At 69.0% G+C, this 14,364-nt stretch carries 9 protein-coding genes; 3 read left to right on the top strand and 6 right to left on the bottom strand.

Going from position 1 to position 14,364, the window contains the following annotated elements; translation table 11 throughout:
* Window positions 1–261: 261 nt before the first annotated feature.
* Complete coding sequence (locus CP978_RS25410; RefSeq protein ID WP_052454268.1) at window positions 262–3,639, top strand: type ISP restriction/modification enzyme; 3,378 nt, start codon at window positions 262–264, stop codon at window positions 3,637–3,639.
* 648 nt (window positions 3,640–4,287) lie between these two features.
* Here CP978_RS25410 and CP978_RS25405 read toward each other — a convergent pair.
* Window positions 4,288–5,616, bottom strand: coding sequence for a class I SAM-dependent RNA methyltransferase (locus tag CP978_RS25405; protein ID WP_043444633.1), 1,329 nt, complete (start codon window positions 5,614–5,616; stop codon window positions 4,288–4,290).
* Window positions 5,617–5,750: 134 nt separating this feature from the next.
* Window positions 5,751–7,802, bottom strand: coding sequence for an APC family permease (locus CP978_RS25400; RefSeq protein WP_043444631.1), 2,052 nt, complete (start codon window positions 7,800–7,802; stop codon window positions 5,751–5,753).
* Between the two features lie 395 nt (window positions 7,803–8,197).
* On the opposite strand from CP978_RS25400, the gene CP978_RS25395 reads away from it, so the two are divergent.
* Window positions 8,198–8,869 (top strand): potassium channel family protein, encoded by a 672-nt coding sequence (locus CP978_RS25395; protein ID WP_043444629.1) that lies wholly within the window; start codon window positions 8,198–8,200, stop codon window positions 8,867–8,869.
* Entirely contained in the window at window positions 8,869–9,540 is a 672-nt protein-coding gene (locus CP978_RS25390) for a potassium channel family protein (RefSeq protein ID WP_043444627.1), read from the top strand. Before CP978_RS25395 ends, CP978_RS25390 begins: the two co-directional genes overlap by 1 nt.
* Window positions 9,541–9,642: 102 nt before the next feature.
* Here CP978_RS25390 and CP978_RS25385 read toward each other — a convergent pair whose 3' ends face one another.
* The 4 genes from CP978_RS25385 to CP978_RS25370 form a co-directional block, all read right to left on the bottom strand.
* Window positions 9,643–10,389, bottom strand: a complete 747-nt coding sequence (locus CP978_RS25385; protein WP_043444624.1) for a DUF3159 domain-containing protein — start codon at window positions 10,387–10,389, stop codon at window positions 9,643–9,645.
* Window positions 10,390–10,392: 3 nt separating this feature from the next.
* Window positions 10,393–10,791, bottom strand: coding sequence for an OB-fold nucleic acid binding domain-containing protein (locus CP978_RS25380; protein ID WP_079162309.1), 399 nt, complete (start codon window positions 10,789–10,791; stop codon window positions 10,393–10,395).
* A gap of 97 nt (window positions 10,792–10,888) precedes the next feature.
* A complete protein-coding gene (locus tag CP978_RS25375) occupies window positions 10,889–11,575 on the bottom strand; it encodes a response regulator (protein WP_043444620.1) in 687 nt (228 codons plus the stop codon).
* The gene (locus CP978_RS25370) at window positions 11,572–14,115 is read right to left on the bottom strand and encodes a sensor histidine kinase (RefSeq protein WP_043444618.1); all 2,544 of its coding nucleotides are present in this window, start codon (window positions 14,113–14,115) and stop codon (window positions 11,572–11,574) included. Before CP978_RS25370 ends, CP978_RS25375 begins: the two co-directional genes overlap by 4 nt.
* Window positions 14,116–14,364 lie beyond the last annotated feature (249 nt).

Genomic DNA, 14,364 nt, shown 5'->3' with positions numbered 1-14,364 from the left:
GATGGCTTCGTTTGACGCACGCAGCTCCCCGCGATCGCCCCCAGCGTGCCTGCAAGATCGCCGTGCCGTCCACCGATTGCGCTCCGCACGCTGACGCACGCCCGGGATGCACTCCCGGCTCACGCTCCAACCCACCTCCGTCCGCGAGTCTTTGGCGACATATCACCAATCAACCTACATCCACTGGCGTTTGCTGCTTGGGATGTCATGGGCATTCTGTATGGGTCTGATCGTCGGCATGGGTGCAACCTTGGGGGGCCGATGGCAAGAGGGGACGTCTGGGCGGGAAAGGGCACGACCGGATCGGTCGCGAACCTCGTCGCCCAGTTCGGCGAGGAGGTCAGGACCAAGCTGCAAGGTCCCGCAGGGGCGGTCAGCAGTAAGGAGGACAGCCTGACCGCGCCGGTGGAGCATCTGCTGCGCGGCATGGCCTCGCGGCAACGCCTCAAGCTCATCGTCCACGGTCAGAGTCGCATCAAGGAACTCGGGATCCGGCCCGACTTCGCCATCGCCTGCGGCGGCAGGACCATAGGGCACGTCGAGCTGAAGCAGCCGGGCTCGGGGGCCGACCCGGAGAAGTGGTCGGTGAAGAGCCACGACCGCAAGCAGTGGGAGAAGATCAAGGCACTCCACAATGTGCTGTACACCGACGGATACCAGTGGGCGGTCTACCGTTTCGGCGTACAGGTCGGCCCCACCGGAATCCTGGTCGGAGACCTTGATTCCGGTAGCCGGCAACTCGTCGTCGCGGACACCGGGTTCGAGCGCGCCCTCACGCACTTCTTCCTGCCGGCGCCCATCGTCCACGACAGCATCAACGAACTGGTCAAGCGCATCGCGGGAATCTGCGCCCTGCTGCGTGACGAGGTCACCGAACGCCTCACCCGCGAGGAGCACGGGGAGGCTGACGCTGCGTTCTCGATCCTGGCCGACAACTGGAAGGACCTGCTCTTTCCCGATGCTCGCCCGGAGGAGTTCGCGGACCAATACAGTCAGACGCTGACGTTTGCCATGCTGCTGGCTCGTCTTGAGCACATTGATCTGGGCAGGCTCACGCTTCCCGAGGTCGCCATCCGACTGGGCAAGCGGCATTCCTTGATGGGCAAGGCGCTGGCGGTGCTGACTGACGACGCCCTCGACGATCTGCGGGGCATCATCGACCCACTGATCGACGTCTTATCGGCCGTCGACCCCGAGATGTTCAAGGACGAGACCGGAGACGCCTACCTCCACCTGTACGAGGGCTTTCTGAGCGCCTACGACCCGGAACTGCGACGGCGGACGGGTACTTACTACACGGCTGGCGAGGTCGTCCGCTTCATGGTCGGCTTCACCGACGAGGTGCTGCGTGACCGGCTCGGCCAGGAGGACGGCTACGGAAGCGAGGACGTCACCGTCGTCGATCCGGCCATGGGCACCGGGACCTTCCTCATCAACATCATCGACCACGTCGCCAAGTCCCTGTCAGTGAAGTACGGCAGCACGCTCAAGTCCGGGCTTCTCCGGGAGCTCTCCGGCCGACTGGTCGGGCTGGAGAAACAGACCGGGCCGTACGCCGTCGCCGAACTCCGTGTGCACCACGCCTTCCGGTCCCACGATGCCGACATCACGCGCCGCCCGCCGAGGCTTCTGGTGGCCGACACACTCGACGATCCCGCCGTCGAGCACCACCTGGGCTTCATGTACGAGGCGATCGCCCGCCACCGCCGAATGGCGAACAAGATCAAGGCGGACGAGAAGGTCATGGTGGTCATCGGCAACCCGCCCTACCTGCGGGGTGCGAGACAGTCGGGCGTCGGACGCTGGGTCACCGAGGGCAACCCGAACGGCCAGGGCCCGATCCTCGCCCGCTTCCACCCAGAGGACAACGGACGCGTCGGATACGCCCTCGACAACCTCTACGTCTACTTCTGGGCGTGGTCCACCTGGAAGGTCTTCGACCAGTTGACCGCCTCGGGAGCACCGAAGGCCCCCAGCGGGATCGTCGCCCTCATCACCAACTCCGGATACCTGGACAGCGAGGGCTCGGCCGGCATGCGCCACTACCTGCGCGAGGTCGCCGACGAGGGCTGGGTCATCGGTCTCTCCCCCGAGGGCGCCTACTCCGACACGCGCACCCGTGTCTTCCAGGATGTCAAGCGGGAGATCTGCATCGCCGTCTTCGTCCGCCATGGCGCCCCGGACACGGGTACACCGGCGCGGGTCTGGCGACTCGACGTCCCCGCGGGCACACGCGAGGAAAAGTTCGACTGGCTGGAAGGGCTTGGCCTCGACGGCCATCGCGGAGGGACCTCCTGGCAGCTCTGCCCCACACAGTGGACCGCGCCCTTTCACGTCACGTCCGACTCCGAGTGGTCGGCAATGCCACCGGTGGACGCCCTGCTGCCCTGGACGAGCTCCGGCAACAAGAACAACCGCAACTGGCCCGTCTCACCCAGCCGGGACGTCCTGGAGAGGCGCTGGCACAGGCTCGTCCAGGCTCCGGCAGACGCCAAAGCGGAGTTGATGAAGAGCACCGGAGACCGCCGTCCGGACAAGCTGGAACCACCACTGCCCGGCCAGCAGGAGACGGGCAGTCTTGCCGCAGAAAATGAGAGGATTCCGGTCATCGTCAAGTACGGACGGATGACGTTCGACCGGCAGTACATCATCGCGGACCGAAGAGTGATCGACCGACCGCGGCCGGCCTTGTGGTTCGCCCACAACGACCAGCGTCAGATCTACCTGTCCGAACTCCACACAGAATCAGGCCGTCCGGGGCCGGCGGTGAGTTTCACCGCCCTTCTGCCCGACATTCATCACTTCAAAGGCACCGAAGGCGGCCGCGTCGCCCCTCTTTACCGCCACCCCCACCAGGCTGAACCAAACGTCACCCCTGGCCTGCTGCGGCTGCTCACCAAGACGCACGGCGTGACGGTCACCGCCGAGGACCTCTTCGCGTACATCGCGGGGACAGCCGGCCACAGCGGCTACACCCGCCGCTTCGCCGCGAACCTCGCCGAGCGCGGTGCCCGTATCCCTATAACACGCGACCCGGCTCTATGGGCGGAGCTCGTGGAAGTGGGTAGGCGCACGGTGTGGATCCACACGTACGGCCAGCGCTTCGCCTCCCACCACGACAGTTCACCTGGCTCGTCCCCGAGGCTTCCCCCGGAGGAACAACCGGAATGCGTCGTCGTGATCGGAGAGGACGACGGGTTACCTGAGGACATCTCCTACGACGCGTCAACACGAACCCTCACAGTGGGCACGGGCTGCATACGTCCGGTGGCGCCAGAAGTCTGGGACTATCGGATCGGCGGGGTGCAGGTGATCCGCAAGTGGTTCAGCTTCCGCAAGCGCAAGCCAGACGTGGAACGACAGACCCCGTTGAACGACATCCTGCCCCCGACCTGGCCTGCCCGGTGGACCGTTGACCTGCTTGACCTCATCAACGCGCTCGGGCTCCTCGTAGCCCTCGAACCCCGACAGGCCCGGCTGCTGGACGCCGTGAGCAGCGGCCCGCTCATCACCACCGACGACCTACGAGGCGAGGGCATCCTGCCCGTACCTGTCTACGCAACCAAGGAACCGAAACCGCCGCGGAAGTCTCGACGCACCCCCGGCCCTGGTCAGCAGAGCCTCGACCTCTTGGACTGACACCCGCCCGGCCTGAGTGCCTGACGCCCGCAACATCAACGGAATATCTGCACGACGACGCCCCGCCGCAGCAAGCTGGCGGGGGCCCCGCATCAGCTCCCCGTGTACGCAGGCCCCCGCCGGAGCAAGCCGAAGAGGGACCCTCACCTGTCACGAGCGAACACAAACGATCACGGGCGGGTCACCAACCCCGCGGACGTACTCACGCCACAGGGCTCTGACCTGGACTTACGCACTCACCCTGGACCGACTGGACGCCCGTGGACGGCTTCTACGACATGTGCCATGTAGTACCGCACACAAAGCCACGAGACAGGAAAGATCCGGACCATAGGCGGACCAACCGAGCCGCAACGGCCACCTCCTACACCATCACTGCAGTTCAGGGGCTCGCAAGCGCTGTACCACCAGCAGACCAAGAACCTGCTGGGCGCTCTGCCGATGTGGCTGAGCATGACTGTTTGACACCGGAAATCTCCGGCGCCCCTGCCTCGCGGACTTCCCCATCAGGCCAGCTGACCAGCGACGCAACACACCTGACACACCATCAGAACGAGCGTCAAATGAGCGTCACGAGCGTCATTTCAGCGTCAAGATATCGCCCGTAACGCCCACACCGCACATAATGCGCACGTGAAAATCCGCAGGTCAGGAGCCCTTCCCGGCCGGTTCGAGGATCGCCACGCACTCCACATGATGCGTCATCGGAAACAGATCGAACGCCCGCAGCGTCCGCACCCGGTAGCCGCCCTCCCGGAAGTACGCCAGGTCCCGGGCCAGGGCGGCCGGGTCGCAGGCCACGTAGGCGATGCGGCGGGCGGCCAGGGACGCGAGGTGGGCCACCGTCCTGCGGCCCGCCCCCGCGCGCGGCGGGTCGAGGACGATCAGGTCGACCTCGGTGATGCCGGTGCGCGGCAGGACCGATTCGACCTTGCCCTGTTCGATGCGGACACGGTCGAAGTCGGCCAGGTTGTGCCGGGCGTCCTCCACCGCGCGCTTGCCGGACTCGATGCCGAGGACCGCGCCCTGGTCGCCGACCCGGTCGGCGAGGGCGCCCGCGAAGAGGCCGACGCCGCAGTACAGGTCGAGCGCCATCTCGCCCTTGCGCGGCAGCAGCCCCTGCATCACCGCCTTCATCAGCGTGTCCGCCGCCATCGGGTGGACCTGCCAGAAGCCGCCGGCGCCCACGCGGTAGGTACGGCCGTCGGCACGTTCGCGGACGAAGGGGCGGCCGTGGACCCGGTGGACCCCGCCGGACCGCTCGTCGACCCGCAGCACCGACACCGGCCGGTCCAGTTCGACCAGGGGGAGCCGCGCGCCGGGCTTCGGCGTCAGGATGACCTGGCGGTCCCCCGATCCCGACGCGGCGATGGCCTCGACGGAGTCCATGCCCGTCCAGTCCCGCTTCTCGATGCCCAGCTCGCTGACGCCCTCCGCGGCGATCATGCAGTGGTCGACCGACTCCACCTCGTGCGAGCGGTGTCGGCGCAGCCCCGCCCGGCCGGACGGGTCCACCGCGTACTGCACCCGCGAACGCCACTTCGGGACGTCGCCGGCCGGCAGCTTGTCGCCCTCGGCCGGCATCACCGTGCCGTCCCAGCCCGCCTCCTCGGGGGTGAGGCCCGCGAGCCGGCTCAGCTGCTCGGCGATCACCTCGCCCTTCAGCCGGCGCTGCGCTCCCGGCTTGGCGTGCTGCCAGTCGCAGCCGCCGCAGCGGCCGGGACCCGCGTAGGGGCAGGGCGCGTCGATCCGGTCCTTCGAGGCCGCCAGCACCCGCACCGCGTCGGCGCGCAGAAAGCGGGCGCCCTCCTCGCCCTCCGTCACCCGCGCCACGACCCGCTCACCGGGCAGCGCGTGCCGGACGAAGAGGACCTGCCCCTCGCCCGTGCGGGCGATGCAGTGACCGCCGTGGGCGACGGGGCCGACCTCGACCTCGTACTCCTCGCCCACCAGCGACTTCTTCGGTTCTGCCTGCATGGGGGGACGTCTCCAGATGCGAGAGAGGGGGAGGGGGACGGGCACCCGGACGGTGCGGCCGGACAACAGCCCACCAGTCTACGTGGCTGCCGTCCGGCCGTTGACCACGAGCCCGGCCGGCCGGGCTCCGGAGCTCAGCCCCGGGGGGACGACGACTCCCTGGACCGGTCCTCCGCGGGACCCCGGCGCACCGCACCCGGCGCGTTCCAGTCCTGCCGCCTGCGGGCCCGCAGCTTCGCCGCCTCCGAGGACTGCAGCTGGTAGGGCACCGAGGTCACCATGACACCGGGGGTGAACAGCAGCCGTCCCTTCAGCCGCAGCGCGCTCTGGTTGTGCAGCAGATGCTCGTACCAGTGACCCACCACATACTCGGGGATGATCACGGACACGGCGTCGCGCGGGGACTCGCGGCGCAGGCTCTTCACATACTCGATCACCGGGCGCGTGACCTCGCGGTACGGGGAGTCCAGGATCTTCAGCGGTACATCGATGCCGCGCCGCTCCCACTCGCTCCTCAGCGCCTGGGTCTCCGCCGGGTCGACATTGACGCTGAGCGCCTCCAGGCTGTCGGACCGCAGCAGCTTGGCATAGGCCAGAGCACGCAGCGTGGGACGGTGGATCTTGGAGATCAGGACCACGGAATGGACCCGCGAGGGACGGACGCTGTCGTCGTTCGGGCCCTCGGGGGCGGCGAGCTCCTCGGCCACCCGGTCGTAGTGCTTGCGGATGGCGGTCATGGTCGCGAAGAAGATGCACATGCCCAGCAGGGCGACCCAGGCGCCGTGCGTGAACTTGGTGACCAGGACGACGACCAGGACCAGGCCGGTGAGGAAGGCGCCGAAGGTGTTGATGGCGCGGGAGCGCAGCATATGGCGCCGCTTGGCCTGGTCCCTCTCGGTGGCCAGATGGCGGTTCCAGTGCTTGACCATGCCGACCTGGCTGAGGGTGAAGGACACGAACACGCCGACGATGTACAGCTGGATCAGCCGGGTCGAGTCGGCGCCGTAGACCACGGTCAGCAGGATGGCGGCGCCCGCGAGCAGCACGATGCCGTTGGAGAAGGCGAGGCGGTCGCCGCGGGTGTGCAGCTGGCGGGGCAGATAGCGGTCCTGGGCGAGGATCGAGCCGAGGACCGGGAAGCCGTTGTAGGCGGTGTTGGCGGCGAGGAAGAGGACCAGCGCCGTCGCCGCGGCCAGGACGATGAACAGGAAGCTGCCCTTGCCGAAGACGGCCTCGGCGACCTGCGAGATCACCGGGTTCTGCACATAGTCCGCGCCGACCGGGACGCCCTGGTGCAGCAGGTTGACGGCCGGGCGGTCGGCCATATGGACCTTGGTCGTCATGGCCAGCGTGATGATGCCGCAGAACATCGTCACGGCCAGCAGGCCGATCATCGCCAGGGTGCTCGCCGCGTTCCGGGACTTGGGCTTGCGGAAGGCGGGGACGCCGTTGGAGATCGCCTCCACACCGGTGAGCGCGGCGCAGCCGGAGGAGAAGGCGCGCAGCAGCAGGAAGACGAGGGCGAAGCCGGCGAGTCCCTGGTGTTCGGCCTTGAGGTGGAAGTCGGCGGTCGGCGCCCGCATGGTGTCGCCGAGGACGAGTCCGCGGAAGGCGCCCCAGGCGATCATGATGAAGACGCCGGTGACGAACACATACGTGGGGATCGCGAAGAGCGTGCCCGACTCCTTCACCCCGCGCAGGTTCATCAGCGTCAGCAGCACGATCACGGCGACCGCGCACAGCACCTTGTGCTCGACCACGAAGGGGACGGCGGAGCCGAGGTTCTCGATGCCGGAGGAGATCGAGACGGCGACGGTCAGGACGTAGTCGACGAGCAGCGCGCTGGCGACGGTCAGGCCCGCCCTGGGGCCGAGGTTGGTGGTCGCCACCTCGTAGTCGCCACCGCCGCTCGGGTAGGCGTGCACATTCTGCCGGTAGGAGGCGACCACGGTCAGCATCAGCACGGCGACCGCGACCGCTATCCAGGGGCTGAAGTGGTACGCCGACACACCCGCGACGGACAGGACCAGCAGGACCTCGCCCGGCGCGTACGCCACGGAGGACAGCGAGTCGGAGGCGAAGACGGGGAGAGCGATGCGCTTCGGCAGGAGCGTTTCCCCGAGCCGGTCGCTACGCAGTGCGCGCCCGATCAGGATGCGTTTGGGCACGTCGGTCAGTTTGGACACAAGAGAGGATCGTAAGGGCTGGAACTGGGGGTAGCCCACCCGTCGGGGGAGATCTGCCTCACGAGTGAAATCGAAGAGGGGGCGCATTGCGGATTCCGCAGGTGAGGGGTGACCCGTGCCGCTATGACAAAACCCTTTCGGTTGCGGCCCACAAAGGTCCCATGCCTGCGACCGCGGAGTGCATCGGCGCCGTCGGCGCACCCGTCGGCCTCGGAATCCTGACAGTTCTCAGCGTCCGGAGCATCAGCCGCCGCTGATCGCGGGAGGCGGATCCCACGACGCGGACGGCGCGCCTGCACGGGGGTGCCCTGCGTGGACCGCGCATGTGTAGCTTGGTCGGCGGTCTGAGACCCTGTTCGGACCGAGCCGTGACCATTGACTTCGGAAGGACGGTCGTGCACATCGTCATCATGGGCTGCGGAAGAGTCGGTTCCGCTCTTGCCCAGACCTTGGAGCAGCAGGGGCACACGGTCGCCGTGATCGACCAGGACCCCACCGCCTTCCGACGACTCGGCTCCGGGTTCGGCGGCCGTCGGGTGACCGGGGTCGGCTTCGACCAGGACACCCTGCGTGAGGCGGGCATCGAGGAGGCGGGCGCCTTCGCCGCCGTCTCCAGCGGCGACAACTCGAACATCATCGCGGCTCGGGTGGCCCGGGAGATGTTCGGCATCGAGAATGTCGCGGCCCGTATCTACGACCCCCGCCGCGCCGAGGTCTACCAGCGGCTCGGCATCCCGACCGTCGCCACGGTGCGCTGGACGGCGGACCAGATGCTGCGCCGGCTGCTGCCGTCGGGCGCCGAGCCGCTGTGGCGCGACCCCACCGGTGGGGTCCAGCTCGCCGAGGTGCACGCCTCGCCGGCCTGGGTCGGCCACAAGATCAGCAGTCTGCAGGAGGAGACCGGCGTCCGGGTGGCGTTCCTCACCAGGCTGGGTGAGGCGATGCTGCCCAGCTCGCAGACGGTGCTGCAGGAGGGCGACCTGGTGCATGTGATGATGCGGACGGACGACGTCGACAAGGTCGAGGCGGCGTTCGCCGAGGGGCCTGAAGGGGAGGGCGGTCGCTGATGAGGGTCGCCATTGCCGGTGCCGGTGCGGTCGGCCGCTCGATCGCGAGCGAGCTGCTGGAGAACGGGCACGAGGTCCTGCTGATCGACAAGGCGCCGACCGCGATCTCGGTCGAGCGTGTCCCCCAGGCGGAGTGGCTGCTGGCCGACGCCTGCGAGATCACCTCGCTGGACGAGGCGGCGCTGCAGCGCTGCAATGTGGTGATCGCCGCCACCGGGGACGACAAGGTCAACCTGGTCGTCTCGCTGCTGGCCAAGACGGAGTACGGCGTTCCGCGCGTGGTCGCCCGGGTCAACAACCCCAAGAACGAGTGGCTGTTCAACGAGGCCTGGGGGGTGGACGTGGCCGTCTCCACGCCGCGTCTGATGTCGGCGCTGGTGGAGGAGGCGGTGAGCGTCGGCGACCTGGTCCGGCTGCTCCGCTTCAGCCATGGCGACGCCAACCTGGTCGAGCTGACCCTGCCCCCGGAGTCGGCCCTGGCCGGCACGCAGGTCGGGGATGTGCAGTGGCCGGACGACACCTCCCTGGTGACGATCATCCGGGGCGCCCGGGTGCTCACCCCGTCCCAGGAGGACTCCCTGGAGGAGGGTGACGAACTCCTGTTCGTGGCGGCCCAGGCCCGCGAGGAACAGCTGGAGGAGCTGCTCTCGGTACGCCGCGAAGGAGCCTGATTCCTCCGGTAAGCGCATGACGCATGACAAGGGGGGCGCCCGTCGGCTGACGGGCGCCCCCCATTTTCTGTCCACTACCGGCCGATCGGTGGGATGACAGGGCTAGGAATCCCGGCGGTGGCGGCCCGCCGCGCTCTCGCGCTCCCCGGCGGCGGCCTCCCGCTCCCGCTCGGCCTGCTCCTCCGCCTCCATCTCCGCGAAGACATCGATCGGCGCGGGCGCCTTCGCCAGGAAGACCCAGGTGAGCCAGACCGCGAGCAGGAACGGCGGGATCTTCAACGCGACGAGGATCCAGCCGAGTTGGGTGGTGTCGGCCCACCAGTACAGCGGGAACAGGATCATGCACTTGGCGAGCAGGATCAGGCCCCAGGCCCAACTGGCCTTGGCGTACGCCTTCTTGCGGCCCGGGTTACGGGTGCGCCAGGAGAGGTTCTCCTTGAAGACCGGGCCGAGGAGCACTCCGATCAGGGGGACTCCGGCGAGCGTGGTGATGATGTACGCCAGCGCCAGGCCCAGCGTGTAGAGCATGCCCGGCAGATAGAAGTCCTTGGCGTTGCCGGTCATCATCGCGAAGGCCACGCCGAAGGCCACACCGAACACACCGCTGAAGGCGTGCTTGACGGTGTCCCTGCGGGCGAGGCGCACCACCACCAGCAGCAGCGACACCACGAGGGCGGCGATCGCCGACCAGTAGAGATTCTTGTTGATCGTGAAGATGCTGACGAAGAGGAGGCCCGGCACCACGGTCTCGACCATGCCGCGGACCCCGCCGAACGCCTCGAAGAGCGCGGCCTCGGTCACCGCCCGCGAATCCTGGGCGTCTTCGGTCGGCTTCTCGAGTGACGTCACCGGCTACTCCCGTCCGAGTGGTCTGAGTTCGTACTTGGGGTTGAACAGCACTCTGCGGCCCCGGCTCATCGAGATCCGGCCCGACGCGATCAGTCTGCGTCCCGGTTCTATCCCGACGATGGAGCGCCTTCCGAGCCACACCACGTCCAGTGCGGCCGAACCGTCGAACAGTTCGGCCTCCAGTGCCGGGACGCCGGCGCGGGGACGCAGGGTGACCGTGCGCAAGGTACCAGTAACCGTGACGACCTGCCGGTCGTGGCAGTCCCCGATCCGCGTACAGCCCGCGGTCTGGGCGTCCTCGCGGAGTTCCTCGGAGTCCAGGTCCTCCTGTGACGAGGAGAGCCGGTCGAACATGCGCCGGAGGCGGCCGACCGGCCTTCCGGGACGAGGAACAGCGCTCATACCGAAAGCGTACCGGGAGGCATCCGCCCCGGATGCACCACGGCGGCGCCCCGCCGAGGCACCCGCCCGCGCGGGCCCGGTACGCGCGAGGCCCGGCTCACTTCTCGAACCGGTACCCCATCCCGGGCTCCGTGATGAAGTGCTGGGGATGCGACGGGTCCGTCTCCAGTTTCCGCCGCAACTGGGCCATGTACACCCGCAGATAGTTCGACTCCGTCCCGTAGGACGGCCCCCACACCTCCTTCAGCAGCTGCTTCTGGCTGACCAGACGGCCCGTGTTGCGCACCAGCACCTCCAGCAGATGCCACTCCGTGGGGGTGAGGCGTACGTCCTTCCCGGCCCGGTTGACCTTCTTCGCGGCCATGTCCACGGTGAACCCCGCGGCCTCCACGATCACATCCCCCTCGTCCCCGCCCCCGGTCGGCTCGGCCCGGCGGACGGCGGCGCGCAGCCGGGCCAGCAGCTCGTCCATGCCGAACGGCTTGGTGACGTAGTCGTCGGCGCCCGCGTCCAGCGCCTGGACCTTCTCGTCCGAGGAGTGGCGGGCGGACAGCACCAGGATCGGCACCCGGGTCCAGCCGCGCAGGCCCTTGATCACCTCGACCCCGTCCATGTCGGGCAGCCCGAGGTCCAGGACCACGACATCGGGATGGCGGGCGGCGGCGAGCTGGAGGGCGGTCGTACCGTCGGAGGCGGAGTCGACCTCGTACTTGCGTGCCTTCAGATTGATCACGAGGGCACGTACGATCTGCGGCTCGTCGTCGACCACGAGCACCCGGGTCATGTGGTTTGCCTTTCTGCTTCGGCGAGCCGTGCGGGATCCTGGCGTCCCTGGACGGCCCGGAGGGTGAGGACCATGGTGAGCCCGCCGCCGGGGGTGTCCTCGGCGTTCAGGGTGCCGCCCATCGCCTCGGCGAAGCCGCGGGCCACCGCGAGGCCGAGACCGACGCCGGCGCCACGCGGGGCGTCGCCGTGGCGCTGGAAGGGCTCGAAGATGCGTTCCTTCGCGTCGTCGGGCACGCCCGGTCCGCGGTCCACGACCCGGACCTCCACCCGGTCGGCGAGGGCGCTGGCGGAGACCAGTACGGGCGTTCCCAGGGAGCTGTACTTGACCGCGTTCTCGACGAGATTGGCGACCGCGCGTTCCAGGAGCCCGGCGTCCACGGCGACTATCGGCAGGCTCTCCGGGATGTCCAGCTCCACGCTGTCCTCCGGGACCCCGCCGAGCGCCATCGGCACCACCTCGTCCAGGTCCACCTCCCGGATCAGCGGGGTGACGGTGCCGGTCTGCAGCCGGGACATGTCCAGGAGGTTGCCCACCAGGTGGTCGAGCCGGTCGGCGCCCTCCTCGATGGCGGCCAGCAGCTCGGCCCGGTCCTCCTCGGACCACTCGACGTCGTCCGACCGCAGGGAGGTCACCGACGCCTTGATGCCCGCCAGCGGGGTGCGCAGATCATGGCTGACGGCGGCCAGCAGCGCGGTGCGGATGCGGTTGCCCTCGGCCAGCGCGCGGGCCTGTTCGGCCTCCTGCTGGAGGCGCTGACGGTCCAGAACGACCGCGGCCTGGGCGGCGAACGCCGCCAGCACCCGGCGGTCGGAGGCGGGCAGCACCCGCCCCGAGAGCGCCAGCGCCATATGGTCGCCCGCGGGTACGTCCACATCCGCGTCGTCCGGCCGTGCCACCGGCGCGCTGAGGCCCACGCTGCCCGCACAGGTCCAGGGATCGACCTCGCTCGTCCGTTCGAGCAGCGCCGCCGATTCCATGCCGAAGGTCTCCCTTACCCGCTCCAGGAGCGCCTCCAGACTGGTCTCGCCGCGCAGCACGCTGCCCGCGAGGAAGGAGAGGATCTCCGACTCGGCCCGCAAGCGTGCCGCCTGATGGGTGCGCCGGGCGGCCAGATCCACCACCGAGGCCACCGACACCGCGACCCCGACGAAGATCGCTATAGCGACGATGTTCTTCGGGTCGGCGATCGTCAGCCGGTGCAGCGGGGGCGTGTAGTAGTAGTTCAGCAGCAGCGAGCCGAACGCCGCCGAGGCCAGCGCCGGAAAAAGTCCGCCGAGCAGCGCCGCCGCCACGGTCAGGGTCAGGAACAGCAGCATGTCGTTGGCGAGACCGAGGCGGACGGAGTTCAGCAGCAGGGCGAGCACGACGGGGCCGAGGACGCCGGTCAGCCAGCCCGCCACGATGCGGGTACGGCCGAGGCGGGCGCCCCGGGCCACCGGGAGGCCGCGGCCCTTGGCGACCTCGTCGTGGGTGACGATGTGGACGTCGAGGTCGGGTCCGGACTCGCGGGCCACGGTGGCGCCGACGCCCGGTCCGAAGACGTACTGCCAGGCCTTGCGGCGCGAGGAGCCGAGGATGATCTGGGTGGCGTTCACTCCGCGGGCGAAGTCCAGGAGCGCCGCGGGGATGTCGTCGCCGACCACATGGTGGAAGGTTCCTCCGAGGTCCTCGACCAGGGTGCGCTGCACGGCCAGCTCCTTGGGCGAGGCGGAGGTGAGGCCGTCGCTGCGTGCGATGTAGACGGCCAGCACCTCACCGCCGGCTCCCTTCTCCGCCAGCCGGGCGGCCCGGCGGATCAGGGTCCGTCCCTCGGGGCCGCCGGTCAGGCCCACGACGATCCGCTCGCGTGAGCCCCAGATCGTGGACACCTTGTGCTGGCTGCGGTATTCGGTCAGATATTCGTCGACCCGGTCGGCCACCCACAGCAGGGCCAGCTCGCGCAGCGCGGTCAGGTTGCCGGGGCGGAAGTAGTTGGACAGGGCGGCGTCGACCTTGTCGGGCTGGTAGATGTTGCCGTGCGCCATGCGGCGGCGCAGCGCCTGGGGCGACATGTCGACCAGTTCGATCTGGTCCGCGCGGCGCACCACCTCGTCCGGGACGGTCTCGCGCTGCCGGATCCCGGTGATCGACTCGACGACGTCGCCGAGGGACTCCAGATGCTGGATGTTGACGGTCGAGACCACATTGATCCCGGCGGCCAGCAGCTCCTCCACGTCCTGCCAGCGCTTGGCGTTGCGGGAGCCGGGCACATTGGTGTGGGCGAGTTCGTCCACCAGGGCGACGGCGGGGGCCCGGTGCAGCACCGCGTCCACGTCCATCTCGGTGAAGACCGAGCCGCGGTGGACGAGCTCCTTGCGTGGGATCTGCTCCAGGCCGTGCAGCATCACCTCGGTGCGCGGCCGGTCATGGTGCTCCACGAACGCCACCGCGCAGTCCGTGCCACGCTCGACACGCCGGTGAGCCTCGGACAGCATGGCGTAGGTCTTGCCGACGCCCGGTGCCGCACCGAGGTAGATCCGAAGCTTGCCGCGTCCCATGGCCCCATTGTCGTCCCGTCACGGCCGTCGTCCCGTCACAGCCGCGTACGCTGCGTCGACCCTACGGCCAGCAATCCCGACAAATAGGTCGGGGACCGCCGGAAGGGGCATCCTTGACGGAACCCTGACACCCCAGCGGGACCTACCGGCACCGCACACCCTGGGACCGGGCCGGGCAGACCCCGGGGCCGGGTAGGCGGGAGGCCGCCGGTACGCGAAGAGGCCGTACCCCCCGAGCAGGGGCACGGC

It is taken from the genome of Streptomyces nodosus (genome assembly GCF_008704995.1).
GTDB classification, from domain to species: domain Bacteria; phylum Actinomycetota; class Actinomycetes; order Streptomycetales; family Streptomycetaceae; genus Streptomyces; species Streptomyces nodosus.
Note: the sequence above shows the minus strand (reverse complement) of the source record. Positions and strands in the feature narration are given on the sequence as shown.

Coding starts and splice junctions, on each gene's coding strand:
- CP978_RS25375 (WP_043444620.1), bottom strand. CDS start 11,575: ATGACCCGGGTGCTCGTGGTCGACGACGAGCCGCAGATCGTACGTGCC.
- CP978_RS25405 (WP_043444633.1), bottom strand. CDS start 5,616: ATGCAGGCAGAACCGAAGAAGTCGCTGGTGGGCGAGGAGTACGAGGTC.
- CP978_RS25380 (WP_079162309.1), bottom strand. CDS start 10,791: ATGAGCGCTGTTCCTCGTCCCGGAAGGCCGGTCGGCCGCCTCCGGCGC.
- CP978_RS25410 (WP_052454268.1), top strand. CDS start 262: ATGGCAAGAGGGGACGTCTGGGCGGGAAAGGGCACGACCGGATCGGTC.
- CP978_RS25390 (WP_043444627.1), top strand. CDS start 8,869: ATGAGGGTCGCCATTGCCGGTGCCGGTGCGGTCGGCCGCTCGATCGCG.
- CP978_RS25370 (WP_043444618.1), bottom strand. CDS start 14,115: ATGGGACGCGGCAAGCTTCGGATCTACCTCGGTGCGGCACCGGGCGTC.